The sequence below is a fragment of the Mycobacteriales bacterium genome (assembly GCA_036497565.1).
Lineage (GTDB): Bacteria > Actinomycetota > Actinomycetes > Mycobacteriales > QHCD01 > DASXJE01.
Genome location: DASXJE010000314.1, coordinates 1 through 24,418, shown reverse-complemented (window position 1 = coordinate 24,418; position 24,418 = coordinate 1). Strand labels below are relative to the sequence as shown.

General features: G+C 70.2%; 20 protein-coding genes. 14 read left to right on the top strand and 6 right to left on the bottom strand.

Annotated elements, in window-relative coordinates:
* Positions 1-817, top strand: an 817-nt coding sequence (locus VGH85_24100; protein ID HEY2176903.1) for a YhjD/YihY/BrkB family envelope integrity protein, incomplete at its 5' end; no start/stop codon positions are given.
* Positions 818-832: 15 nt separating this feature from the next.
* Here the strand turns inward: VGH85_24100 and VGH85_24095 are convergent.
* Together VGH85_24095 and VGH85_24090 are read right to left on the bottom strand one after the other, a co-directional pair.
* On the bottom strand, positions 833-1,984 hold the full coding sequence (locus VGH85_24095) for a serine hydrolase (GenBank protein HEY2176902.1): 1,152 nt from the start codon (positions 1,982-1,984) through the stop codon (positions 833-835).
* A gap of 95 nt (positions 1,985-2,079) precedes the next feature.
* Positions 2,080-3,675, bottom strand: coding sequence for a CehA/McbA family metallohydrolase (locus VGH85_24090; protein ID HEY2176901.1), 1,596 nt, complete (start codon positions 3,673-3,675; stop codon positions 2,080-2,082).
* Positions 3,676-4,021: 346 nt separating this feature from the next.
* On the opposite strand from VGH85_24090, the gene VGH85_24085 reads away from it, so the two are divergent.
* The 6 genes from VGH85_24085 (at position 4,022) to VGH85_24060 (ending at position 11,039) form a co-directional block, all read left to right on the top strand.
* Positions 4,022-5,116: a BMP family ABC transporter substrate-binding protein gene (locus VGH85_24085; protein ID HEY2176900.1), complete on the top strand. Its 1,095-nt coding sequence runs from the start codon at positions 4,022-4,024 to the stop codon at positions 5,114-5,116.
* Positions 5,117-5,232: 116 nt separating this feature from the next.
* On the top strand, positions 5,233-6,822 hold the full coding sequence (locus tag VGH85_24080) for an ABC transporter ATP-binding protein (GenBank protein ID HEY2176899.1): 1,590 nt from the start codon (positions 5,233-5,235) through the stop codon (positions 6,820-6,822).
* Positions 6,819-8,081 carry an ABC transporter permease gene (locus VGH85_24075; protein ID HEY2176898.1) on the top strand — a complete coding sequence of 421 codons (1,263 nt, stop codon included), beginning with the start codon at positions 6,819-6,821 and terminating at the stop codon, positions 8,079-8,081. The genes VGH85_24080 and VGH85_24075 overlap by 4 nt, the downstream gene beginning before the upstream one ends.
* Positions 8,078-9,349 (top strand): ABC transporter permease, encoded by a 1,272-nt coding sequence (locus VGH85_24070; protein ID HEY2176897.1) that lies wholly within the window; start codon positions 8,078-8,080, stop codon positions 9,347-9,349. Before VGH85_24075 ends, VGH85_24070 begins: the two co-directional genes overlap by 4 nt.
* A complete protein-coding gene (locus tag VGH85_24065) occupies positions 9,346-9,747 on the top strand; it encodes a cytidine deaminase (GenBank protein HEY2176896.1) in 402 nt (133 codons plus the stop codon). Before VGH85_24070 ends, VGH85_24065 begins: the two co-directional genes overlap by 4 nt.
* A gap of 20 nt (positions 9,748-9,767) precedes the next feature.
* A complete protein-coding gene (locus VGH85_24060) occupies positions 9,768-11,039 on the top strand; it encodes a thymidine phosphorylase (protein ID HEY2176895.1) in 1,272 nt (423 codons plus the stop codon).
* A gap of 7 nt (positions 11,040-11,046) precedes the next feature.
* Here the strand turns inward: VGH85_24060 and VGH85_24055 are convergent, their stop codons facing one another.
* Positions 11,047-12,054 carry an alkaline phosphatase family protein gene (locus tag VGH85_24055; protein ID HEY2176894.1) on the bottom strand — a complete coding sequence of 336 codons (1,008 nt, stop codon included), beginning with the start codon at positions 12,052-12,054 and terminating at the stop codon, positions 11,047-11,049.
* Positions 12,055-12,139: 85 nt separating this feature from the next.
* Between VGH85_24055 and VGH85_24050 the strand changes: the two genes are divergently transcribed.
* Together VGH85_24050 and VGH85_24045 are read left to right on the top strand one after the other, a co-directional pair.
* Complete coding sequence (locus VGH85_24050; GenBank protein ID HEY2176893.1) at positions 12,140-13,246, top strand: FAD-dependent oxidoreductase; 1,107 nt, start codon at positions 12,140-12,142, stop codon at positions 13,244-13,246.
* Between the two features lie 9 nt (positions 13,247-13,255).
* Positions 13,256-14,362 carry an adenosine deaminase gene (locus tag VGH85_24045; GenBank protein HEY2176892.1) on the top strand — a complete coding sequence of 369 codons (1,107 nt, stop codon included), beginning with the start codon at positions 13,256-13,258 and terminating at the stop codon, positions 14,360-14,362.
* A 33-nt stretch (positions 14,363-14,395) separates the two neighbouring features.
* On the opposite strand, the gene VGH85_24040 is transcribed toward VGH85_24045, so the two are convergent.
* The gene (locus tag VGH85_24040) at positions 14,396-15,850 is read right to left on the bottom strand and encodes a DHA2 family efflux MFS transporter permease subunit (protein ID HEY2176891.1); all 1,455 of its coding nucleotides are present in this window, start codon (positions 15,848-15,850) and stop codon (positions 14,396-14,398) included.
* A 106-nt stretch (positions 15,851-15,956) separates the two neighbouring features.
* Positions 15,957-16,526, bottom strand: coding sequence for a TetR/AcrR family transcriptional regulator (locus tag VGH85_24035; protein HEY2176890.1), 570 nt, complete (start codon positions 16,524-16,526; stop codon positions 15,957-15,959).
* 152 nt (positions 16,527-16,678) lie between these two features.
* Between VGH85_24035 and VGH85_24030 the strand changes: the two genes are divergently transcribed.
* Genes VGH85_24030 through VGH85_24010 form a run of 5 tightly spaced genes read left to right on the top strand, consistent with a single transcriptional unit; the run spans position 16,679 to position 22,479 of the window.
* Positions 16,679-17,737, top strand: a complete 1,059-nt coding sequence (locus VGH85_24030) for a LacI family DNA-binding transcriptional regulator (protein HEY2176889.1) — start codon at positions 16,679-16,681, stop codon at positions 17,735-17,737.
* Positions 17,734-19,089 (top strand): extracellular solute-binding protein, encoded by a 1,356-nt coding sequence (locus VGH85_24025; GenBank protein ID HEY2176888.1) that lies wholly within the window; start codon positions 17,734-17,736, stop codon positions 19,087-19,089. The genes VGH85_24030 and VGH85_24025 overlap by 4 nt, the downstream gene beginning before the upstream one ends.
* A 27-nt stretch (positions 19,090-19,116) precedes the next feature.
* Positions 19,117-20,049, top strand: a complete 933-nt coding sequence (locus VGH85_24020; GenBank protein ID HEY2176887.1) for a sugar ABC transporter permease — start codon at positions 19,117-19,119, stop codon at positions 20,047-20,049.
* Positions 20,050-20,052: 3 nt separating this feature from the next.
* Complete coding sequence (locus VGH85_24015; protein ID HEY2176886.1) at positions 20,053-20,937, top strand: carbohydrate ABC transporter permease; 885 nt, start codon at positions 20,053-20,055, stop codon at positions 20,935-20,937.
* A 42-nt stretch (positions 20,938-20,979) separates the two neighbouring features.
* A complete protein-coding gene (locus tag VGH85_24010; protein ID HEY2176885.1) occupies positions 20,980-22,479 on the top strand; it encodes an alpha-N-arabinofuranosidase in 1,500 nt (499 codons plus the stop codon).
* A gap of 12 nt (positions 22,480-22,491) precedes the next feature.
* Here the strand turns inward: VGH85_24010 and VGH85_24005 are convergent.
* A partial coding sequence (locus VGH85_24005) for a glycoside hydrolase family 3 C-terminal domain-containing protein (protein ID HEY2176884.1) occupies positions 22,492-24,418 on the bottom strand: 1,927 nt, incomplete at its 5' end.

The following is a 24,418-nucleotide window of genomic DNA, read 5'->3' as shown; positions in this document are numbered from 1 at the left end:
GGAGAACATCCCGGGCGGGTTCGGTGCCACGGTCGGAAAAGCGGTCGACTCGGCGGTGGACAACCGCGGCACCGTCGGCATCATCGGCGTGGTCGGCCTCGCGTACGCCGGGCTGGGCTGGATCGGCAACCTGCGTACCGCGATCCAGGCCATCTGGAACCACCCGGTCGCGGAGGAGAACTGGATCGCCGCCAAGGCCCGCGACCTGCTCGCGCTGGTCGGCCTGGGTCTGGCCGCGTTGATCTCGCTCGCCTTGACGGCGGGGGGAACCGCGGCGACCGACGTCCTGGTCCGGGCCCTTAACCTCGAACACGCCACCGGTGTGGGCGTCGGCACCCGCATCGTCGGGTTGATCCTCGCCGTCGCCGCCGACACCCTGATCTTCGCCTGGATGCTGGTCCGGCTTCCGCGCAGCCCGATTCCGACCCGCGCCGTGCTCAAGGGGGCGCTGTTCGCGGCGGTCGGATTCGAGATCTTGAAGATCGGCGCCAGCTACTACATCTCGCGGGTGGCCCAGAGCCCCTCGGCGGGGGTGTTCGGCGGAATCATCGGCCTGCTGGTCTGGGTCAATCTGGTCTCCCGATTCGTGCTGTTCGCCACCGCCTGGACGGCCACCGACCCCGGGATGGAAGAGCTCGCCCGGCGGGAGCACGAGTCCGAGTCGGCGGACGAGACCGCCGAGCCGGTGTCCGGCGAGGACGGGACCCGCCCCCCGGCGCCCAGCGGTGCGCTGATCGCCGTCGGCCTGCTCGGCGTGGGGATGATCTCGGGCGCCGTGTCAGTGCTCGCGCTGCGCCGCCGGGTGGGCCGCACCTGAGCGACGACGCCGCGCTCAGCCGGTACGCCGCCGCCGCAGGAGCAGGCCGACGAGGACCGCGGCGGCGAGGACGAGTCCGACACCGATCGCCAGCGGCTCGATCCAGCCGGTCGACCCGTCGGTGCCGCCGGTCGAGGCCGCGGCCCGCGTCGCGACCCGGGTCGGAGCGGCAGACGGCGTCGGCGTCGCGTGCACCCGATGGGTCGCGGGCGGGCGGGGCGTGACCAATTGGCCGACGGGCGCGACGCCCTGCGGCAGCTTGAATCCCCAGTCGAACAGCTGAGCGACCTGCTTCCACATCTCGACCGGGTAGCGCTCACCGTGCATGAACGTCACGATCAGCCGGCGGCCGTGCTGCTGTGCCGCCGCGACGAACTCCTGGTGCGCCGCGTCGGTGTAGCCGTTCTTCGCCGCCAGCAGGCCGGGGTAGTGGTTGGCCAGCAACAGGTTGTCGTTCGCGAACCCGATCGACTTGTAGTGCGGCGGCTGCTTCGGGATCACGCCGAAGAGCCGGTGGTTGTAGTGCTGGAAGTCGGGGATCTTCAGGTCGGCCCGCAGGATCAGGGCCAGGTCGTACGCCGAGGTGTGCTCGCCCGGCGCATCCAGCCCGGACGGCGTACCCGCGTGCGTGTCGAGGGCGCCGATCTTGTGGGCCGTCGCGTCCATCAGCTTCAGGGTCGAGGGGACGCTGCCCGCCGTCCGGGCGAGCGCGTTGGCGCAGTCGTTCCCCGACATCATCAGCATGCACTCGAAGAGCGTCTCCACCTTGATCCGGCCGTGCTCGACGATCCCGACCCGGGTGCCGTCGACGTTGACGTCGGCATCGGTGATCTCCACGATCTGCTGCCGGTTGGTGAGGCGTGGCAGCAGGGTGAGCGCGGTCAGCGTCTTCAGGGTGCTGGCCGGCAGGTATTTCCCGTGCGGGTCGCGCGCGGCCAGCACCGCACCGGTGTTCGCGTCGGCCACCACCCAGCCCTTGGCGGTGATGTCGTCGGGCAGGGCGGGGGCATGCTTCGGCGCGACCACGCCGCGCGAGGCGAGCAGCGGGCCGCCGACGGTCGACGGCCGCTGCGCGGCTCCTGGTGCCGCCGCCGCCGGCACGGCGAGCGCCGGAATCAGTAGCGCGAGCACACCCGCATAAACCGCCAAACGGCCCCCGAGGCTCATGGCCGAAAAGGCTAGCGGACCACCCTGGCGCGCCGTTCCGTTTCGGAGATATCGAGACTTAGCGGATACCTGACGCCCATCCGGTCGGCCGCCCCTCACCGACCGGAGCCGAGGAAGATCGGGTTGGTCATCGCCGCCATCGGCCCGAACGGCAGCGTCGTCTCGATCGTGTTGCCCGACCCCGGCGTGCCGTCGGCCAGCGGGTGCCGGATCTCGGCCCGCACGTAGGCCGCGAGCGACGGGGTGGTGCGCCAGGTCACCGTGCCCGACCCTGCGGCCGGCAGCGACTCCTGGTGCATCTGGCCCTCGTCGGTGATGAACCGCACGGTCGCGTCCGGGACGCCGCGGACGGTGATGCTCACGTCGACCGGGGTGTCGGCCGGCACGGACAGCCGCTCGCCGATGCCCGCGGTGCGCGCGCTGCCGCTGCGGGCGGTCACCCGGAAGTCGAGGTCGACCGACGACGACTCGGCGAGCCAGTTGGTCCCCCGCCGCAGCCCTTCGAGCACGGCCGTGTCGGTCAGGTCGTCGGCCAGAACGACGTTCTGCGGCAGCCCGATCACCTGGCCGGGGCTGTGCGCGTCGCTGTCGCCCATGGCGGGCAACCACGACGTGCCGGTCCGCACGGACTCGACCAGCATGCCGTCCCAGGTGTCGACCGACGAGTCGTCGTCGCCGGTCCACGGCCCGTTCCACACCTCGACCGCGTCGGCGTCGGCGTAGCCGAACTTCCACGAGCAGGCGATGTAGGGGCAGTAGGGGTGGGCCGGTACGACGAGCCCGCCGGCGCGATGCACCTGCTGGGCGAACGACGAGAACTCGTGGTCGCGGGCGCGGTAACGCCAGTCGACCCAGTCGCCGGCCGGCAGCCCGAGGGCGAGGCAATGACCGTTGCGGGTGGTGATCTCCTCGCCGGTGAGGATCAGCAGATCCGGTCCGGCGTACTTGCCCCACACCGCGTGTGACGCGGACGTGTTGTGGTCGGTGGAGACGATGAAGTCGAGCTTGGCGTCGCGGGCGCCGGCGGCGACGTCGGCCGGCTCCCGCTTGCCGTCGGAGTAGACGGTGTGCAGGTGGCAGTCGCCGCGGTACCAGGTGCGACCGCGGCCCTTTGCGCGGTGCGGCGGGTAGTCCGGGACGAAGGCCAGGCCGGGCGCGCCGTAGTCCAGGGTCACCTCGACCTGGTAGTTCATCCCCTGCGGGGCGACCTGGTAGGGCCCGAGGACCACGTGCCAGGTGCCCGGGCTCACCGGTCCCGGCAGGTAGCCGGGGGTGGCCTCGCTCCGGCTGATAGCGAAACTCGTCCGGAAGCCGCCGGACCAGCCCCGGAAGCCGCGGCCGCCGAGGTCGATGCCGTGCTCGTCGAAGATGCCGATGTCGCAGGAGTTGCCGGGTACGCCGGTCGGCACGGTCGGCTTGTCGTAGGAGTACTCGACGCTGATCTGCCGGACCCCGGACGGAACCTTGACCGGGAGGTAGACGAAGTCGGCCGCGCCGGTGTCGAGGTGGCCGGTGATCGTCCGGCTGGCGCTGCCCTCGGCGGCACCGGCGAACCCGACCGGGGCCAACGTCAGCGCGCCGGCGCCGCCCATCACGGCGGCCGCCTGCAGCAGCCGGCGGCGGGACAACCCCTCGGTCGACCCGCCGTCCTGCTCCTCGAGGCCCTCACGGTCGTGCAGATTCTCGGTCACGCTGCTCCCTTCGGCCGGGCACCGGTTTGCGCCACGGGCAGGTCCTCGGACGGTGGCATCCTGCCGTGAACGGGCGGTGAGCAAAAGGCGGCCCCGGGAGGGCGGTCGGTCGACCTCGGACCTCGACCTGGCCGCGCCGCCCAAAACGCACTCCGAGTGCGTTTTGGTCGAGGGGGTGGGTGGGGCCGCTCCGAGAAAGGTCACAGGAAGGTCTCGGCGGGGCGCGGACGGCCACCGAAGAGGTCGGCGCGGACTAGCCTCAGCGTCGGCCGGAGGCTGCGTCTTCCGCCAGGCCCCGACGGCGGGGCGGCCGGGCGACCGGGTGGGGTCGATTCATGGAGGCCACGTGAAGAGTTCGGTACGCATCCTGGCGGTGCTCGCCGCGGTCGCGCTGGTGATCGCCGCCTGCGGGAGCAAGCCGAAGAGCAGCTCCGCCTCGTCCAGCAGTTCGAAGAGCAGCAACGCCGGCGCGAGCTTCAAGGCCTGCCTGGTGACCGACACCGGCGGCATTGACGACCGGTCCTTCAACGCGTCGGCGTACACGGGCATCAAGGACGCGGCGACCGCCGGCGGAGTCACCCCGAAGTACCTGCAGTCGCAGCAGGCCAGCGACTACCCCAACAACATCAACGCCTTCATCCAGCAGAAGTGCGGGATCATCGTCACGGTCGGCTTCCTGATGGGCGACGCGACCGAGAAGGCCGCCAACGCCAACCACGACCAGAAGTTCGCGATCGTCGACTTCTCCTACTCCAAACCGCTGCAGAACGTGAAGGCGCTGATCTACAACACCGCGCAGGCCGGATTCCAGGGCGGATACCTCGCGGCCGGCATGAGCAAGACCGGCAAGGTCGCGACGTTCGGCGGTCAGAAGCTGCCCACGGTGACCATCTACATGGACGGCTTCTGGGACGGCGTCCAGTACTACAACAGCAAGCACCACACCGACGTGAAGGTGCTCGGCTGGGACGAGAAGTCGCAGAACGGCTCGTTCACCAACGACTTCACCGACCAGACCAAGGGCAAGCAGGTCACCGAGCAGTTCATGCAGCAGGGCGCCGACGTCATCTTCCCGGTCGCGGGCAACGTCGGGCTGGGCGCGGCGGCGGCGGTCAAGGCCGACGGCAACGGCAAGGTCAACATGCTCTGGGTCGACACCGACGGCTGTATCAGCGCGCCGCAGTACTGCAGCCTGTTCATCTCCAGCGTCGTGAAGGGCATCGCTCCGTCGGTGAAGCAGGCCACCGTCGCTGCGAAGAACGGGTCGTTCACGGGCAGCAACTACGTCGGCACGCTGAAGAACGGCGGCGTGGGGATCGCGCCGTACCACGACTTCGCCAGCAAGGTGCCCGCCGCTCTGCAGAAGGAGGTCGCGCAGGTCAAGTCGCAGATCATCGCAGGCAAGATCCAGGTGACCTCGCCGAGCGCACCCAGCAACTGACCCGGCGCGGGGCCGAACCGGCCGGGTCGACCCGGCCGGGGCGGCCGACGGGGCGAGCCGGATAATCACCGGACCCGCGGCAGAGAGGCGGCGGGCACGACACCTGGAGAACCGCCCTGAAGCTGGAGCTGCGCGGTATCACGAAGCGGTTCGGCTCGCTCGTCGCCAATGACGGCATCGACCTGACGATCGAACCGGGGGAGATCCACGCCCTGCTCGGCGAGAACGGCGCCGGCAAGTCGACGCTGATGAACATCGTCTACGGGCTGACCCAGCCCGACGACGGAAAAATCCTGATCGACGACACCGAGATCGCCGTCCGCTCGCCGCGCGACGCGATCAATGCCGGCATCGGCATGGTGCACCAGCACTTCATGCTGGTCCCGGTCTTCACCGTCGCCGAGAACCTCGTGCTCGGCAACGAGCCCATCCGCGGACCCGGGTTCCTCGACCACGCGGCCGCCCGCCGCCGGGTGGTCGAGCTCTCCGAGCGATACGGGCTGGCGGTCGACCCGGACGCGCGGGTCGAGGACCTTCCCGTCGGCGTCCAGCAGCGCGCCGAGATCCTCAAGGCGCTGCTGCGCGACGCCGACGTGCTGATCCTGGACGAACCGACCGCCGTGCTCACCCCGCAGGAGATCGACGACCTGCTGGCGGTCATGCGCACGTTGCGTGCGGCCGGCAAGTCGATCGTCTTCATCACGCACAAGCTCAAGGAGGTCAAGGCGGCGGCCGACACGATCACGGTGCTCCGCCGCGGCCGGGTCATCGGGACGACGACCGGCGACGCCTCCGAGGCCGACCTCGCGTCGATGATGGTCGGCCGGACCGTGGTGCTCCGCGTCGACAAGAGGCCGGCGAAACCCGGACCCGCCGTCCTGTCGATCCGGAGCCTGACCGTCCGCGACGACCAGAACCTGCCCCGCGTCGACGACCTCTCGCTCGAGGTCCGGGCCGGCGAGATCGTCGCGGTCGCCGGGGTGGAGGGCAACGGGCAGACCGAGCTCGCCGAGACCCTGGTCGGCGTACGACGTCCGTCCGCCGGGTCGATCCAGGTCGACGGGCGGGAACTCGCCGGACGATCCCCCCGCGAGATCCTGCGGGCCGGCGTCGCCTACGTCCCCGAGGACCGCCAGCGCGACGGGCTCATCTCCACCTTCTCGGTCGCCGACAACCTCGTACTCGACCAGTACGACGTCCCGCCGTTCGCGTCCGGTCCGGCGATCAAGAGGGCGGCGGTGCGCAGCAACGGCGACGAACTGGTCGCGTCCTTCGACATCCGCACGACGTCGGTCGACACGCCCGCCGGCACGCTGTCCGGCGGTAACCAGCAGAAGGTCGTCCTCGCCCGCGAGCTGTCGCGCACCGTGCGGCTGATGGTGGCGTCGCAGCCGACCCGCGGGGTCGACGTGGGCTCCACCGAGTCGATCCACCGCCGGTTGGTCGAGGCGCGCGACGACGGTGTCGCCGTACTCATCGTCTCCTCCGAGCTCGACGAGGTACTCGCGCTCGCCGACCGCATCGCGGTGATGTACCGCGGCCGGCTGGTCGGTGTGCTGGGATCCGGTGCCTCCCGGGACGAGCTGGGCCTGATGATGGCCGGCGTCGATCCGGAGCAGGCGCGAGCCGAGAGCGAGGCGCATCCGAGCGAGGTCTCCCAGGTCGGCAACGGCGAGGAGTTCGGCGAGCCGGAGCGGTCGTCGTGACCGCGCAGGCGCCGTCCGAGGCGAAGGAGCCGACGCGGCCGCCCTTCCTCCGTCGGGTGCTCGACGACATCGTGCACGGCAACTCCGTGGTGGTGACGATCCTCGCGATCGTCATCGCGCTGTTCCTCGGAGGGCTGCTGATCGCCTTCTCCGATCCCGCGGTGCTGCCGAAGTTCGGCTACTTCTTCGCCGCGCCCGGCGACGCGCTGTCGGCGGCGTGGGACTCGGTGGCGGCGGCGTACAGCGCGCTGTTCAAAGGCTCGATCGTCGACCCGAGTGACATCAGCGCCTACATCAACGGCAGCGGGACGTTGAGCGAGGTCTTCTACCCGATCTGCTCGACCATCAACCAGGCGACGCCGCTGATCCTCGCCGGGCTCGCGGTCGCGATCCCCTTCCAGGCCGGGATGTTCAACATCGGCGCGCAGGGCCAGATCGTGGTGGGCGCGATCCTCGCCGGCTACCTCGGCTTCGCCCTGCAGCTGCCGATCGTCCTGCACCTGCTCGTCGCACTACTCGGCGGATTCGTCGGCGGGGCGGTCTGGGGCTGGATCGCCGGCTGGCTGAAGGCCCGCACCGGCGCGCACGAAGTGATCACGACCATCATGCTCAACTACATCGCGGCGTCCCTGCTCGACTTCCTGCTGCACAAGGACGCCTTCCAACGGCCGGGCCGGACCGACCTGGTGAGCCCGATCGTCCACCCGAACGCGCGACTGCCGCAGCTCGCGGGCGCAGCGCTTCCGCTGAACGCCGGCATCATCGTCGCGTTGTTGGCGGCGGCGGCCTGCGCCTGGCTGCTCAACCGCAGCACGCTCGGCTTCGAGTTCAAGGCGGTGGGCGCCAACCCGGAGGCGGCCCGCACCGCCGGGATGCACGTACCCCGCACCTACATCCTGGTGATGCTGATCGCCGGTGGCCTGGCCGGCCTGGCCAGCACCGCGCAGGTCCTCGGTACCGACTACTTCCTCTCGATCGGCGTCTACTCCGGGCTCGGGTTCAACGCGATCACCGTGGCGCTGCTGGGCCGGGCCCGGCCGTGGGGCACGGTCGGTGCGGCGTTCCTCTTCGGTGCGCTGCAGGCCGGTGGTACGACGATGCAGGCCGCGACCTCGACCCCGGTCGACGTGGTCACCGTGATCCAGGCGCTGATCGTGCTCTTCATCGCGGCGCCGCCCCTGGTCCGCGGAATCTTCCGGTTGAAGGGTGCCCGCACCGGCGGCGAGGGCCGCGGACTGTCGAGGGGGTGGAACGGGTGAGCGTGTCGGCAAGCCTTCCCCGGCCCGCGTTCGCCATGACCCGGGCGCAGGTCCTCGGCGTGGTCGGCGTCGGCCTGGGTCTGCTCACGATCTTCGCGTTCGGGCTCGGTGTGGCCGCCGGCGCACATTCGGATCTGGGGCTCTCGACCGACAACGGCCCCGGCGCGTTCGCCATCATGGTGCCGGTCCGGATCGTGTGCATCGTGCTCGGCGCGGTGATGGTCGCCGTCGGCGGCGTGCAGGCCGCGGGGGCGATGCCCCGCCGGGCCAACGCGTGGGCGACCGCGTTCGTCCTCGTCGCGTTCTTCTTCGCCTTCCTGGCCTGGTCGGCAGTCGGCAAGGGCAATGCGGTCAGCCTGGTGGACCTCGGCAACGCGACCGTCGTCCGCTCCGTTCCGATCGTGCTCGGCGCCCTGTGCGGCGTGCTCTGCGAGCGGTCCGGCGTCATCAACATCGCGATCGAGGGCCAGTTCCTGCTCGGCGCCTTCACCGGCGCGATCGTGGGCAGTGCGCTGGGCGGGCTGTGGTTCGGGCTGATCGGCGCCGCACTGGCCGGCGCCGTACTCGGGCTCGTCCTCGCTTTCTTCGCCATCCGCTACTTCGTCGACCAGGTGATCCTGGGCGTCGTCCTGAACGTCTTCGCCCTGGGGCTGACGAACTTCCTCACCGACCGGGTCCTGATCCCCTATCAGGACACCCTCAACTCGCCGGGCTTCTTCCCCAACGTCAAGGTTCCCGGCCTCGGCGCCATCCCGGTGATCGGCCCGATCCTCTTCGACGGCAACGTGTTCCTCTACCTGACCTACGGTCTGCTGATCGTCGTGCAGATCGGGCTGTTCCGGACCCGATGGGGCCTTCGGGTGCGCTCCGTCGGCGAGCACCCCACGGCGGCCGACACCGTCGGGATCCGGGTGCGGGCCACCCGCTACCGCGTCGTCCTGCTCGGCGGGCTGATCGCCGGGATCGCCGGGGCGTCGTTCACGATCGGGTCGGTCGGCGGATTCGGCAAGAACATCACCTCGGGCAAGGGCTACATCGCGCTGGCCGCGGTGATCTTCGGCGGCTGGCGTCCCGGCGGCGCACTCGTCGGTGCGCTGGTGTTCGGCTTCGCCGACGCGCTGCAGAGCCTGGTCAGTAGCGTCGGATCGCCGATCCCGTCGGACTTCCTCAACATGGCGCCCTACATCGCGACGATCCTCGCGGTGGCCGGGCTGGTCGGGAAGGTGCGGGCACCGGCCGCCGACGGCAAACCGTACGTGAAGTCATGACCGGCGCCCGCCCGATCGACTGGCCGGGACTGCGGTCCGCCGCGCGCGCCGCGATGGCGCACGCCTATGCGCCGTACTCGAATTTTCCGGTCGGTGCCGCCGCGCTGGTCGACGACGGCCGGACGGTGGTCGGCACCAACGTGGAGAACGCCTCCTACGGTCTCGGCCTGTGCGCCGAGTGCGGGCTGGTGTCGGCGTTGCACGCGAGCGGCGGCGGCCGGCTGGTGGCCTTCGCCTGCTGCGACGGAGCCGGCGCGGTGCTGATGCCGTGCGGACGGTGCCGCCAATTGCTCTGGGAGCACGGCGGACCCGACCTGCAGGTCGACACCGCGAGCGGGATCCGCCCGCTCAGTGAGCTGCTGCCGGACGCCTTCGGCCCGGACGACCTGCCGTCGTGAGTCGCGCCCGCGGCCTCGACATGGTCGACCTGATCCGCACCAAGCGCGACGGCGCACGGCTCGACGACGCGCACATCGACTGGGTCGTCGACGCCTACACCCGCGGCGAGGTGCCCGACGAACAAATGACCGCGCTGCTGATGGCGATCTTCTTCCGCGGGATGTCCCCGGACGAGCTGTCCCGGTGGACCGGCGCGATGATCGACTCCGGGGTACGCCGCGACCTGTCCGGGCTGGGGCGCCCGACCGTCGACAAGCACTCCACCGGCGGCGTCGGGGACATGATCACTCTGCCGCTCGCGCCCCTGGTCGCCGCCTGCGGTGCGGTGGTGCCGCAGCTGTCCGGGCGCGGCCTCGCGCACACCGGGGGCACTCTCGACAAGCTGGAGTCGATCCCGGGCTGGCGGGCGAGGCTGTCCCACGCCGACTACCTGGCCCAGCTGCGCGATGTGGGAGCCGTCGTCTGCGCCGCGGGTGACGATCTGGCGCCTGCCGACCGCAAGCTCTACGCGCTGCGCGACGTCACCGGCACGGTCGAGTCGATCCCGCTCATCGCCAGCTCGATCATGAGCAAGAAGATCGCCGAAGGCGCGGATGCGCTGATCCTCGACGTGAAGGTGGGATCTGGTGCGTTTATGAAGGACGCCGGATCCGCCCGCGAGCTGGCCCGCGAGATGGTGCGGCTCGGCACGGCGTACGGCGTGCGTACCGTCGCATTGCTCACCGCGATGGACGTCCCCCTCGGCCGCGCGGTCGGCAATGCGCTGGAGGTCGCCGAGGCGGTGGAGGTGCTCGCCGGCGGCGGGCCCGCCGACGTCGTGGAGCTCACCGTCACCCTGGCGCGGGAGATGCTGACCGCGGCCGGACTTCCGGACGCGGACCCGGCCGCCGCGCTCCAGGACGGGCGCGCGATGGACGTCTGGCGGGCGATGATCTCCGCCCAGGGCGGCGATCCGGACGCGACGCTGCCCCGGGCCGACGAGGTGCACATCATCGGCGCCGCGGCGACCGGACGGCTGACCCGGCTCGACGCCTACGCCGTGGGCGTCGCGTCCTGGCGGCTCGGCGCCGGGCGGAGCCGCAAGGAGGACCCGGTCTCGGAGGTGGCCGGTGTGGTGCTGCACGCCAAGCCCGGCGACGAGGTCCGGGCCGGCGCCCCGCTGCTCGAACTGCACACCCACGACCCGGCCCGGATCGAGCGGGCGGTAGCCGCGCTCGACGGCGCGATCGAGATCGACGGGCCCATGACGACGGTGCCGCTGGTCATCGACCGGGTGGCCGACCTCGGATAGTCCGCGACTACAGCGTGAACGCCGCCCGCATGGAGTTGGCACCCGACACGTTGGTGCCCAGAGCGGTGGTGGGCAGGCCGAGCAACTCCTCGGCCGTCCGAATCATCGAGTAGTGGTCGAAGTAGGTGTTGGTGGTCGAGCCGGGCTTCGTGCTCTTCGAGAAGACGAGGGTCGGAATGTGACACCCCGCATCGTCGAGGTACTGCGCGCTCTGGCAGTCCATCCCCTTGATGTTCGCGCCGCCGCCACCCTCGTCCCACGTGATGAACACCGACAGCGCCCCGCTGGTGTAGTCCGGTGACGCGAAGATCTTGGGCATCCACTGCTTGAGCCAGTTGTCGCCGGCCGTCACCACGTTGGCCGGGACGCAGGTGCTGCCCGTCGGCGCGTTGTGCATGTCGTGGCAGATGCCCGGTGTGACGTAGGAGAACTTCTTCAGTGCGCCGGTATTCAGTGCCGTGAGCAGCTTGCCAGAGGTGGTGCTGCCGAGCGGCACGTCATTGCTCGTGCAGTGCGCATTCGGTGCGCTGATCGGCGGACTGACGAGGTAGGTGGGTGGGTTGTGGCGCACGGCGTACTGCGTGTTGGCGGTGAAGACGGTGTCGAACTGGCGGCACGGCAACGGCATGATTTCTTCGTACGCCCGCCAGGCGGGGTCGACCTGGCTGAACAGGCTCGGTCCGGTGATCGGGTGCTTGACCGGGGCGTTGTCGTCGGCGATGCCGTGCGTCGATCCGGTGGCCATCGCGATGTAGTTGGGCAGCGACGGATGTGTCTCGCTGTGCATGTTCGTGGCGTTCCCGCCCGCGGCCAGCAGGGTGTTGTTGATGTACGGCGCGACGACCGGTTTGCCGATGACGCCGGCGTAGGAGTGGTTCTCCATCGTGATCCAGAGAACCTTGTGCGAGACGGCGGTGCGCGGTGCTGCGCTTGACGTCGTCACGCTGACGATCGGCACCACGGCAATCGCGACAGCGGCCAGCAGGGCCCGTGTACGGCGGGGGAGCCAGGTCATCGTGCGTTCCTTGGACGAGTGAAAGTCCGTCGGGCGGACGTTCGGGCCATTGTCCATCGCCGGGGGCTCGGGCACAGTGACTTCCATGTCTGTGGTCGTGATCGGTGGAGGGATTGTCGGCGCCGCGACGGCTTATCACCTGAGTCGGCGAAATGTGCCGGTGGTATTGGTCGACCGGGCCGACGCCGGCCGGGCGACGGACGCCGGCGCGGGGATCGTCGCGCCGTGGCTGTCGTCGGAGCAGAACCCGGACTGGGCCCGGATCGGCCACCCGTCTTCGGCGTATTACCCCACCCTGCTGGCGGCGCTCGCCGACGACGGCGAGAAGGAGATGGGTCACGCCCGGGTCGGGGGTCTGGTCGTCGATCCCGACCCGGCCAACCTGGAGCGTGCCTACCAGCGGCTGCTCCGTCGGCGGGAGCAGGTCGACGAGATCGGTGCGGTGACCCTGCTTCCACCCGGTGGCGCTCAGGAACTGTTCCCGGCGCTGCGCGCCGACCTCGGTGCGGTGCACGTCACCGGCGCCTCCCGGGTCGACGGCCGGTTGCTGTGCGCTGCGCTGCGCCGCGCCGGCGCGCGGCGTGGCGTCGTCGAGCGGTCCGGCGACGCCGAACTGATGGTCACGGACGGGACCGTCACCGGTGTCCGTCTGGACGGCGAGCCGATCAGCGCCGACCGCGTGGTGGTGGCCGCGGGTGCCTGGACCGGTGCGCTGTGCCGCCCACTGGGGATCGAACTCCCGGTCGCACCGCAGCGCGGGCAACTGGTGCACGTCGTGCTTCCCGGCGCCGACACCGACGACTGGCCGGTGATCCAGGCGGTCGGGCACGGCTACCTGCTGGCCTTCCCGGGATCGCGGGTCGTCTTCGGCGCGACCCGCGAGACCGGCAGCGGCTTCGACCTGCGGGTGACCGCGGGCGGGATCGCGCAGGTGATCGGCGACGCACTGGCCGTGGCGCCGGCCCTCGCCGACGCGACCGTCGTCGAGACGCGGGTCGGCCTGCGCCCGCTGTCCGCCGACGGCCTGCCGCTGCTCGGCACCCTGCGCTCGACGCCCGGCGTGGTGGTCGCCACCGGTCTCGGGCCGACCGGGCTGACGATCGGGCCCTACGCCGGCCTGCTGGCCGCGTCGCTCGCGCTCGGCGAGCAGCCGGAGTTCGACCTGACGGGGTACGAACCCGATCGCGGCTAGGGTGCAGAAATGCCCACACCGCTCACCGCCGAGACGATCCGGTCCGCTCCCAAGGTGCTCCTGCACGACCACCTGGACGGCGGGCTGCGCCCGGCGACGGTGATCGAGCTGGCGCAGGAGGCCGGCTACGACGCACTTCCGACGAAGGACGTCGACGATCTCGCGGAGTGGTTCCTCGGTGCCGCGCACTCCGGGTCGCTGGAGCGCTATCTCGAGACCTTCGCCCACACGGTCGGGGTGATGCAGAGCCGCGAGGCACTCGTCCGGGTCGCCACCGAGTGCGCCGAGGACCTCGCCGCCGACGGCGTCGTCTACGCCGAAGTGCGGTTCGCCCCCGAGTTGCACGTCGAAGGCGGCCTCACCCACGAGCAGGCCATCGACGCAGTCCTGGACGGCTTTCGGGAGGGAACTGCCCGGGCCGACCGCGCCGGGCACCGGATCCGCGTCGTCGCGCTGCTCAGCGCGATGCGTCACGCCGCACAGTCGATGGAGATCGCCGAGCTGGCGGTGCGCTACCGCGACGCCGGGGTGGTCGGCTTCGACATCGCCGGCGCGGAGGCCGGCTACCCGCCGACCCGGCACCTCGACGCGTTCGAGTACCTCCACCGGGAGAACGCCCACTTCACGATCCACGCCGGCGAAGGGTTCGGGCTCCCGTCGATCTGGGAGGCGATCCAGTGGTGCGGCGCCGACCGGCTCGGCCACGGCGTGCGGATCATCGACGACATCACGGTGCACGACGACGGCCGGGTCGAGCTCGGCCGGCTCGCGGCGTACGTCCGCGACAAGCGGATCCCGCTGGAGATGGCGCCGACGTCCAACGTGCAGACCGGCGCCGCCACGTCGATCGTGGACCACCCGATCGGGCTGCTGCGCACGCTCTATTTCCGCGTCACCGTCAACACCGACAACCGGCTGATGAGCGGTGGCACGATGACCTCGGAGATGGGCGGCCTGGTGGATGCCTTCGGCTACACCTGGTCGGATCTGCGCTGGCTCACGATCAACGCGATGAAGTCGGCGTTCATCCCGTTCGACGAGCGGCTCGCGCTCATCGACGACGTCCTCAAGCCCGGGTACGACGAGTTGGCCGAGCAGGACGGGCCCGACCACTGATCGGTCGGGCCCGTCCTGGCTGGTGCTGATCGGTCAGCCGACGGTCGCCGGCTCCGTCTGCGGTGCCTCCGTCTGCTGCAGCACCTCCGCCGGCTCCGATCCGGCCGGCACAGTGACGTCGCTGCGGCGGCGGATCAGCAGCGCTGCGGCCGCGCCGATCGCGACCACCCCGGCCCCGACCGCCACCGCGGGTATCAGGCCGTCGACGAACGACTGCGGGCTGGCGTAGCCGCCGCGGGCGGCGAAGACGCTGGCGAGCACGGCGACTCCGAACACCCCGCCGATCTCCCGGATCGCGTTGTTCGCACCGGAGGCGACGCCCTGCTCGACCGGCCGCACCGCACCGAGCACCACGGTCCCCACCGGGACGAAGAACAGGCTCATCCCGATACCGGCCAGGACGAACCCCGGCACGAGTGCGAGGTAGCTCACGGTCGTCGTCGTGACCAGCGCGAGCCAGGCCAGCCCGACGGCTTGCAAGGCAAGACCGGTCGCGATCAGCGGGCGCCCGCCGATGCGGTCGGCGAGCGGACCCGCGATCGGGGCGAGCAGCAGCGGCATGCCGGTCCACGGCAGGGTGCGGAGCCCCGCCTCGAACGGCGAGTAGCCCTGCACGGTCTGCATGAACTGCGCGAGCAGGAAGACCGAGCCGAACATGCCGAAGCTGAACAGCAGGCTCGCGGCGTTGACGGCGGCGAACGTCCGGTTGGCGAAGAGCCGCAGCGGCAGCATCGGCTGCGGCGTACGGCGCTCGAAGGCGACGAACGCCGCCAGCAGCACCGCTCCGCCGATCACGCTGCCGAGCACGCTGGCGCTGGTCCACCCGTGCGAGTTGCCTCGCACCACGCCGAAGACGATGCCGAACAGTCCGGCGCTGGCCAGCGCGACGCCGGGGACGTCGAGGCGGCGCGCGGCACCACGGGACTCGGCCAGGCGCCGCCAGGCGGCGGGCAGGATGAGCAGGCCGACCGGCACGTTCAGCCAGAAGATCCACTGCCAGGCCGCACCGTCCACGACTGCGCCCCCGACGAGCGGACCCACCGCGACGCCGAGGCCGGAGACCGCGCCCCAGATTCCGAGCGCGGCGCCGCGACGGGCCGCGGGAACCGCGGCGGACAGGATCGTCATCGACAGCGGCAGCACCGTGGCCGCGCCGAGGCCTTGGATGGCGCGGGCCGCGATGAGGATCTGGATGTTCGGGGCCAGCGCCGCGCCGGCGCTGGCGAGGGTGAAGACGGCGAGGCCGATGGTGAAGACCCGGCGGCGGCCGAACCGGTCGCCGAGGCTCGCCGCCGTCAGCAGGAACACCGCGAAGGTCAGGGTGTAGGCGTTGACGGTCCATTCCAGGCCGGAGAGCCCGGCGTGCAGGTCGTGTCGGATCGAGGGCAGCGCCATCGTCACGACGAGGTTGTCCAGACTCACCATGAACGCGGCGACCGAGGTCACCACGAAGGTCCAGATGGTGGCCCGGCGTCCGAGTGGGGTCATCGTCGGCTCCAAGGTTAGTTAGCAGTCACTCACTACTTGGCTCAAAAAAATACCCAGCTAGGTCGGTCCTGTGGCTCCGTTCGATGCTGTGGCTACGTCGGTGCTGCTACGTCGGTGGGGCGGCCGGCGGGACGACCTTGTCCGAGAACACGCAGGCGAGTTCGGCCCATCGCTCGTGCACCTCGCCGAGCTGCATCGCGGTCACCACGTTCCAGAACATCCCGAAGGCGTAGAACTTCTGGACCTCCTCCGGGGAGGCGCCGGACAGCCGTTCGACGGCGTACCAGACGTCGCGGAACCCACGACGGGACACGGCGCGGACGTCCTCGTCGTCGCAGGCGGCGTAGGACGCCAATTCCATGAGCAGGAAGGTGCGGTCGGCGATCAGCTCGCCGTAGGCCGCTCCCATGGCCTTGAGCGCATCCTCGCCGCTGCGGTCGCCGACGGCGGCCTCGAACTGCTCGACGATCCGCCGGTGGGTGCGCTCGACCGCCGCGAGGAAGAGTTCCTTCTTCGTGGGGTAGAGCCGGAACAGGTAGGGCTGGCTGATCCCCGCCCGCTCGGCGATGGTCTGGGTACTGGTGCCGCCCAGGCCGCCGCGGGCGAACTCCTCGATGGCGGCGGCGAGCACCGTCTCGCGACGTTGCTCGGCGCTCTGCCTGGTTGCGGTGGGCATACGGCCAAAGTAGTGAGTGACCACTATCTTGTCAACGCCGCCATCCGGCCCAACCGGACTGCGCCGGCTACCGGGTTGCGGGCGGCGGATCGGCGTGCGAATGTCTCCTGCGGACAGGCGAAGCTTCGCCTTCCGGCACAGACGGAGCCGATGTGTACGTGTCGCTGAAAGATGTGGCCGCGCGAGCTGGGGTGAGTTTTCAGACGGTGAGCAAGGTGCTCAACGGCGGCGCGGCCACGGTGTCGGACAAGACGCAGGCCCGGATCAGGGCGGCGGCCGCCGAACTCGGCTACGTGCCCAACGCCCTGGCGCGCGGGCTGATCACCCAGTCGACGTACACCGTCGGGATCGTCGCGGACGACCTCGACGACTGGGTGCTCGCCCAGTTCGTCGTCGGCGCCGAACGCGAGGCGCGCGACCAGGGTCATGTGGTGCTCATCGGCGCGGTGCTCCCCGGCGGGGAGGACGCCCGGGCCTACGCCCAACAGCTGCTCGAACGCCGGGTGGACGGCATCCTCGCCGCCGCCCCCAACCACGAGGACGACGAGGGCGTCGCGGACCTGCTCCGCAGCCGGGTGCCGGCGGTGAGCATGCACCACGTGCCCGGCGGAGGCGTGCCCGTCGTCGGCTCGGACCATTCCCGGGCCGGGCGGTTCGCGGCCGAGCACCTGGTCGAGCTCGGGCACCGGATCATCGGAACGGTCATCGGACCGCGTGGGCGGCGCGTCGTGCAGAGCCGGCTGCGCGGCTTCCGCTCCGCGCTCGGCCGGGCCGACCGGGTGCTCTCGCCCGCGCGGATCGTGCAGTCGGACTGGACCGTCGCCGGGGGATACGCCGCGGCGTGCGAGCTCCTCGACCGCGAACCGCGGGTGACCGCGATCTTCGCGCAGAACGACCTGATGGCGGTGGGAGTGATCTCGGCGCTGCACGCGCGCGGCCGCCGGGTCCCCGACGACTGCGCCGTGGTGGGCTGCGACGACCTGCCGGTCTCCGCGCATCTCATCCCCCCATTGACGACGGTCTCGATCCCGTTCCGGGAAACGGGCCGACGGGCGATGGCGCTACTGATCGACCGGATCCGCGGCGCCGACGTCGCCCAGCGGGTGTTACTTCCGATGCGGCTGGTGGTCCGCGAGTCCTCGGCCGGTGAAGCAGGTGGTGTGCCGCGCTCCAGCGGTCGCCCGTACGCGTTAGGGAAGGATCACAGATGACCAATCTCCCAGGTGACCGGCGCGGCCTGTCCCGGCGCGAGCTGCTGCGCAGCGCCGGGCTGCTCGCCGCGGGCGGTGTCGGTCTGACCGCCTGCGGGTCGTCGTTGGCATCGGGCGTTTCCGGGGTCGGTCCCGGCGCCGACCAGCTCACCTACTGGAACCTCTTCAGCGGCGGCGACGGCGTGCGCATGGTGGCCATGGAGCAGGGCTACACGAAGACCCACCCCCAGATCGATCTGAGCGCGACCACCCTGACCTGGGGCAATCCCTACTACACCAAGCTCGAGCTGGCGACCCTCGGCAAGCGACCGCCGGACGTCGGCATCTCGCACCTCACCCGGGCCACGACCCTCGCCCGTGCGGACCTCCTCACGCCGTTCAACGAGGCCGACCTCGCCCGGCACGGGATGACCGCGGACAAGTTCACCCCGAAGGCGTGGGACGCCGCGCACGTCGACGGGAAGCTCTACGCCGTCCCGCTCGACACCCACCCGTTCGTGCTCTTCTACAACACCGACGTCTGCAAGAAGGCGGGCCTGCTCGACAAGGACGGCTCGCTGAAGGACATCGACGGCCCGGACGGCCTGATCGACGCCATGACGGCGGCGAAGAAGGTGACCGGCGAGTGGGGCGGCGCCGTCAGCATCAACTCCGACACCTCGACCTGCTGGCGGATCTTCCAGACGCTCTATTCGCAGCTGGGCGGCGAGGTGCTGGCCGACGACGGCCGCAAGCTCATCCTCGACGACGCCAAGGCGACCAAGGCCCTGTCCTACCTGCAGGAGCTGACCGTCACCAAGAAGCTGATGCCGGCGACCATCGACTACGGCGGCGCACTCACCCTCTTCACCACCGGCAAGGCCGGGTTCTTCATGCAGGGCGAGTGGGAGGTCACGACCTTCCTCACCGCCAAGACGCCCTTCAGCATGACGCGGTTCCCGAACGTCTTCGGCGGAAGCAAGTACTCCGTCCAGGCCGACTCGCACACCTTCGTACTCCCCAAGGATCCCAACCGTAACGCGGCGCGGCTCGACCTCGACCTCGCCTTCATCCGGAACATGCTCGACCAGAGCATGACGTGGGCCGCCGGCGGACACGTCCCGGCCTGGCTGCCGATCCAGAAGAGCGCGGCCTACAAGAAGCTCAAGCCGCAGTCCAACTACGTCGATGCGGCCTACGCGGCGGCTTACGACCCGCCCGGGTGGTATTCCGGCTCCGGGTCGGACTTCGAAATCGTCGTGGGGTCGGCGATCTCCGCGGTCGAGTCGGGACAGTTGACCCCCGCGGCCGCCATCGCGCAGATCCGCAAGGGGCTCACCCGCTACACCGTTGCCAAGTCACCCGTCGGATAGCGACGCCTGCTCACTGGAGGTATTCCCATGGCGGTCACCACCGTCGCCGCACCGACGGCAGGCCAAACGGCCGACAAGAACGAGACGAAACGCGCCGACAACCGCGCCGGCTGGGGGTTGATGACCCCGTTCCTGGTGCTCTACCTGCTGTTCCTCATCGGGCCGACGCTCTACGGCATCGTGATGAGCTTCTTCAACACCAGCCTCGTCCGGCCCGGCCTGTCCGGCTTCGCCGGCGTGTCCAACTACGCCGAGGCGTTGAAGAACAGCGACTTCTGGTCGTCGATCTGGCACACCGTGCTCTTCACGATCCTGACCACGCCGCCGCTGATCGTTCTCGCGCTGGGCATGGCCCTGCTGACCGACCGGCTCCGGCACGGGCGATGGTTCTTCCGGCTCGTGTTCTTCGCGCCTTACGTCGTCCCGTCCGCCGCCGTCGCGCTCGTCTTCAGCTGGCTCTACGCGCCGTCGATCGGCCTGTTCGACGGCTGGCTCACCGACATCGGGATCACCCCGCCCAACTGGCTCGGTGACCCCAACTGGGCGATGGCCTCGGTCGTCATCATGACGATCTGGTGGACCATCGGCTTCAACTTCGTGCTCTACCTCGCCGGGCTTCAGGAGATACCGCGCGAGCTCTACGAAGCGGCGTCGGTCGACGGCGCGAGCCCGTGGCGGCAGATGCGGTCGATCACGATCCCGCTGCTCCGGCGTACCACGCTCCTGGTCACCATGCTGCAGATCATCGCGTCGCTGAAGGTGTTCGACCAGATGTACCTGCTGTTGCAGGGCGGGCCGAACTACGCCACGCGGCCGGCGATCGAGTACATCTACGACATCGGCTTCACCGACTACCGCGCCGGTTACGCCGCTGCCGCGTCGATGTTGTTCTTCCTGCTGATCCTTGTCGTTTCGATCGTGTGGTTCCTGGCGAGTCGTCGCCAGGCCAAGGAGGCCTGAGCCATGGCTGTCACTACAGTGCGCACCCCCGCCCGCCACGGCAGATCGACGGTGGCCGGCCGGGGCGACCACCGGACCCGCTACTTCAACTTCTTCTGCGGGTCGGTACTGCTGGTCTTCGCCGCCGTCTGGCTGATCCCGCTGTTGTGGGCCATCGACACGTCGGTGCGGCCCGAGGCGGAGATCACCACCAACCCGATCTCGTGGTGGACCAGTCACTGGAACATCGACAACTACCGGCAGGTCGTCAACGCCACCGACCTGCCCAGCTGGTACCTCAACAGCATCGTGACGTCCGGCCTTTCCGCGGCATTCACGGTCGTCGTCTGCTCGATGGCCGGCTTCGCCATCTCCCGCACGCAGTTCCGCGGAAAGCGGATCATGCTCGGCCTCATCCTGGCCGGCCTGTTGATCCCCGCGCAGGTGCTGATCCTCCCGCTCTTCCGCGAGTTCAACGGCCTCAAGCTGCTCAACACCTACTGGGCGATCGTCCTGCCGGCGATCGCGACGCCGATCGCGGTGTTCGTGTTCGCGTCGTTCTTCGACGGACTGCCCAAGGACCTCGTCGAGTCCGCCCGACTGGACGGGGCCGGCTGGTTCCGGATCTATTCGCGCATCTTCATGCCGCTGTGCAAGCCGGCCATCTCCGCCGTGACCATCTTCACCTTCGTGTGGACGTGGAACCAGCTGCTATGGCCGCTGCTCGTGCTCTCCAGTACCAAGCTGATGACCATCCCCGTCGGACTGGCGAGCGTGCAGTCGGCGTACGGCATCATCTACGGCCAGGTGATGGCCTCCGCGGTGCTCGGCGCACTCCCGCTGATCCTGGTGTTCCTGCTCTTCCAGCGCCGGATCGTCGAGGGAATCGCCAACACCGGCATCAAGTAGACAGTTCCGTCCCGCACGACACGACTCGAGAAGGGAACAGGCGTGCCCGACGCCCGCATCACCGTAGATCCCGCATTCCGCATCGGTGAGGTCGACCCGAGGCTCTACGGCTCGTTCGTCGAGCACCTCGGGCGCTGCGTCTACACCGGCATCTACGAGCCCGACCACGAGACCGCGGACCAGGACGGCTTCCGCGAGGACGTCGCCGGGCTCGTCCGCGAGCTCGACACCCCGATGCTCCGTTACCCGGGCGGCAACTTCGTCTCCGGCTACGAGTGGGAGGACGGGATCGGCCCGCGGGCCGAACGACCCGCCCGGCTCGACCTCGCGTGGAAGTCGCTCGAGTCGAACGCCGTCGGCACCGACGAGTTCTGCGCATGGTCGCGGCGGGTGGGCGCCGAGCCGATGCTCGCGGTCAACCTCGGCACCCGCGGCGTGGATGCGGCACAGAATCTGGTGGAGTACTGCAACCACGCCGGTGGCACCAAGTGGTCCGATCTACGCCGTAAGAACGGCGCGACCGAACCACACCGCGTGCCGGTGTGGTGCCTCGGCAACGAGATGGACGGGCCGTGGCAGATCGGGCACAAGACCGCCGAGGAGTACGGACGACTCGCCACCGAGACGGCGAAGGCCATGAAATGGGTCGACCCGTCGATCGAGCTGGTGGCGTGCGGGTCGTCCAACTCGCGGATGGCGACCTTCGGCGAGTGGGAGGCGACGGTCCTCGAGCACACCTATGAGCACGTCGACTACGTCTCGCTGCACTCCTACTACCAGGAGCGCAAGGGCGACCGGGACAGCTTCCTGGCCTGTGCTACCGACATGGACCAGTTCATCGACGGCGTGGTTTCGACCGTCGACGCGGTGCGCGCCAAGGGCCGGCACAAGAAGCGGATCAACCTGTCCTTCGACGAGTGGAACGTCTGGTACATGGGGGAGGAGCGGCCGACCACGCAGTGGCCGGAGGCGCCGCACCTGCTCGAGAACATCTACAACGCGGTCGACGCCGTGGTGGTCGGCAACCTGCTGATCAGCCTGCTGCGGCACGCGGACCGGGTGCGCCTCGGCTGCCTCGCCCAGCTGGTGAACGTGATCGCACCGATCTTCACCGAGACCGGCGGACCCGCGTGGCGGCAGACGATCTTCCACCCCTTCGCACTGACCAGCCGCTACGGGCGGGGCACCGTGCTCCGTACGGTCACCGACGGCCCGACCTACGACACCGCGTGGTTCGGCGACGTGCCGGTGATCGACAGCGTCGCGGTCCTCGCCGAGGAGACCGGTGAGCTGACCGTCTTCGCGGTCAACCGCGACCAGCACGACGCCCAGCCGCTGCAGCTCGACCTCCGCTCGCTCCCCGCGCTGCAGACCGTCGCCCACACCGTCGTCACCCACGAGGACCCGCTGGCCACCAACACCGTCGACCACCCAGATCGGGTCGCACCGCGCAGGCTCCCGGAGGGCCATGTCGACGGCGGCGGGGTCACCGTCGCGCTGCCGCCGATGTCGTGGAACATGATCCGGGTCACGCCGGCCTGAGGGACGCGCCGCTCACCTCGGCGGGTCGCTTGCGGCGACACCTTCCATCGTCGTACCGGTAGCGGAGCGGCGGCTCGGGTCGACGGCGATCCTGGTGAGCAGCCGGGTGTAGATGGAGTGATTGGTCCCGGCGTAGCTCGCGGTGACCTGGGCGCCCGTGGCGGCGACGGCGAGCCCTGGAGTGCCCGTCATGGACCCGACGGCGCCGGTCCCCGGGCCGCCGACACCCTCGTGCCGGTATTCCAGCGCGCCGGCCGTGCTGCGGCAGGCGAACCACCGCGTGCCGGCGGCCGCGGCGGCCGCGGGCGGCCCGGCACAGGTCGTTCCGAGATGACGGCCGGCGGCGGTCAGGGTCCGGTCGTAGGTGTTGCCTCCGGCATAGGGGGCGCCCAGGAATGTCAGGTGGAGCGTGCCGGCGTCCTCATACATTGCCGGCCCGGATCGCACGCCACCCGCCACCGGGGACATGCTCGGAGCCTGCGGATTGCCGTTTGCGGCGGGGATGCCGGCGGCGGCTTCGTAGATCCTGGCGCCGGTCCCCAGGCAGCCGAAGAGCAGCTGTGTGCCGGCGACCACCGCGCCCGGCTGAGTGCAGTGGTTGCCGGCGGAGGCGACCAGCCGGGTCCAGCCGGTGACTGTGGTCCGGACGTACAGCGCGTGATCCACCCCGGCGGCGACGTAGTACGTGCGACCGTTCGCTGTGATCGCGACCGCCGGTGGGCCGGAGATCCCCAGCCCGGCCGGGGAGCCCAGGGAGCGATCCGGGTTCGCCCGGGGGTCCTCCGAACGCCGCGCGGCGAGGGAGCCGTCAGTGTTGCGGTAGGCCAGCAGCCACGGCGGACCATTCGTGAAGCGCGGTCGAAGGGTCTGGTGCAGCGGCAGGTTCCGCGAGGAGCCCCCGGCCCAGATCGTGTACGCCCCCGCGGTTCCGGCCCACCGGTGGCCGGCGGTGTCCCAATGCAGGAAGGCGCTCGCGGGCACCGTGAGACGGACGTGCCTCGTTGCGGCGGGGGCGAGGACGGGCGTCTTGCCGAATGCGCCGAGCTGGTGCGGCGGTTCGCCGGCGGCGGCCGGATGTCCGACGTAGATCTCGAGAGTCGACCGGCCGGCGCGGCTGCCGGTGTTGGTCACGTCGGCGTCAACCGTGGCGCTGCCGTCCGCGTTCGCCACGGTGGCGAGGTTGCTGACCCGGAACGTGGTGTAGGACCGGCCGTATCCGAACGGGAACAACGGATTCTGGGTGTGGGCGTCGTACCAGCGGTACCCCATCTCGAGGCCCTCGCCGTAGACGATCGTGTTGTTGGGCGCGGTCCGTCGGATCGCGGCAGCCGTGGGGCTCTGGGCCGCGCTCGCGGGGAAGGTGACCGGCAGTTTTCCTGACGGATCGACGTCGCCGAAGAGCACCGCGGCGGCGGCGTTGCCGTCCTCCTGGCCCGGATACCAGGCCTCCAGGACGCCGCTGACCTTGTTCAACCAGGGCATGAGCACCGGACCACCGGTGTTGAGGACCACGACCGTGTGCGGGTTCGCCGCGGCGACCGCGGAGATCAGGGCATCCTGATTGTGCGGGAGCGAGAGGTTCGGGCGGTCGACGTTCTCGGCTTCGGCATCGTTGGCGAATACCACGGCGACCGATGAGTTCGCCGCGAGCTTGGCGGCGCCGGCGATGTCGTTGGGAAGCCCCGCGGCGTACCGCACATGCACGCCCGACCCTGCCCGCCGGGTGATGCCATCGAAGGGCGTCACGCCGGGTGGTGCGTTGACGTGACCCGATCCGCCACCGGCGGTTTGTTCGCCGGTCCCGCCGTCCGGCCCGATGACGGCGATGGAGCCGACCGTCGCTGCGTTCAGCGGCAGAACCCCGCCGTTCTTGAGCAGCACTGTCGCGTCCTCGGCGACCGAGCGGGCGGTGGCCGTATGCGGCGCGCTGGTCACGACA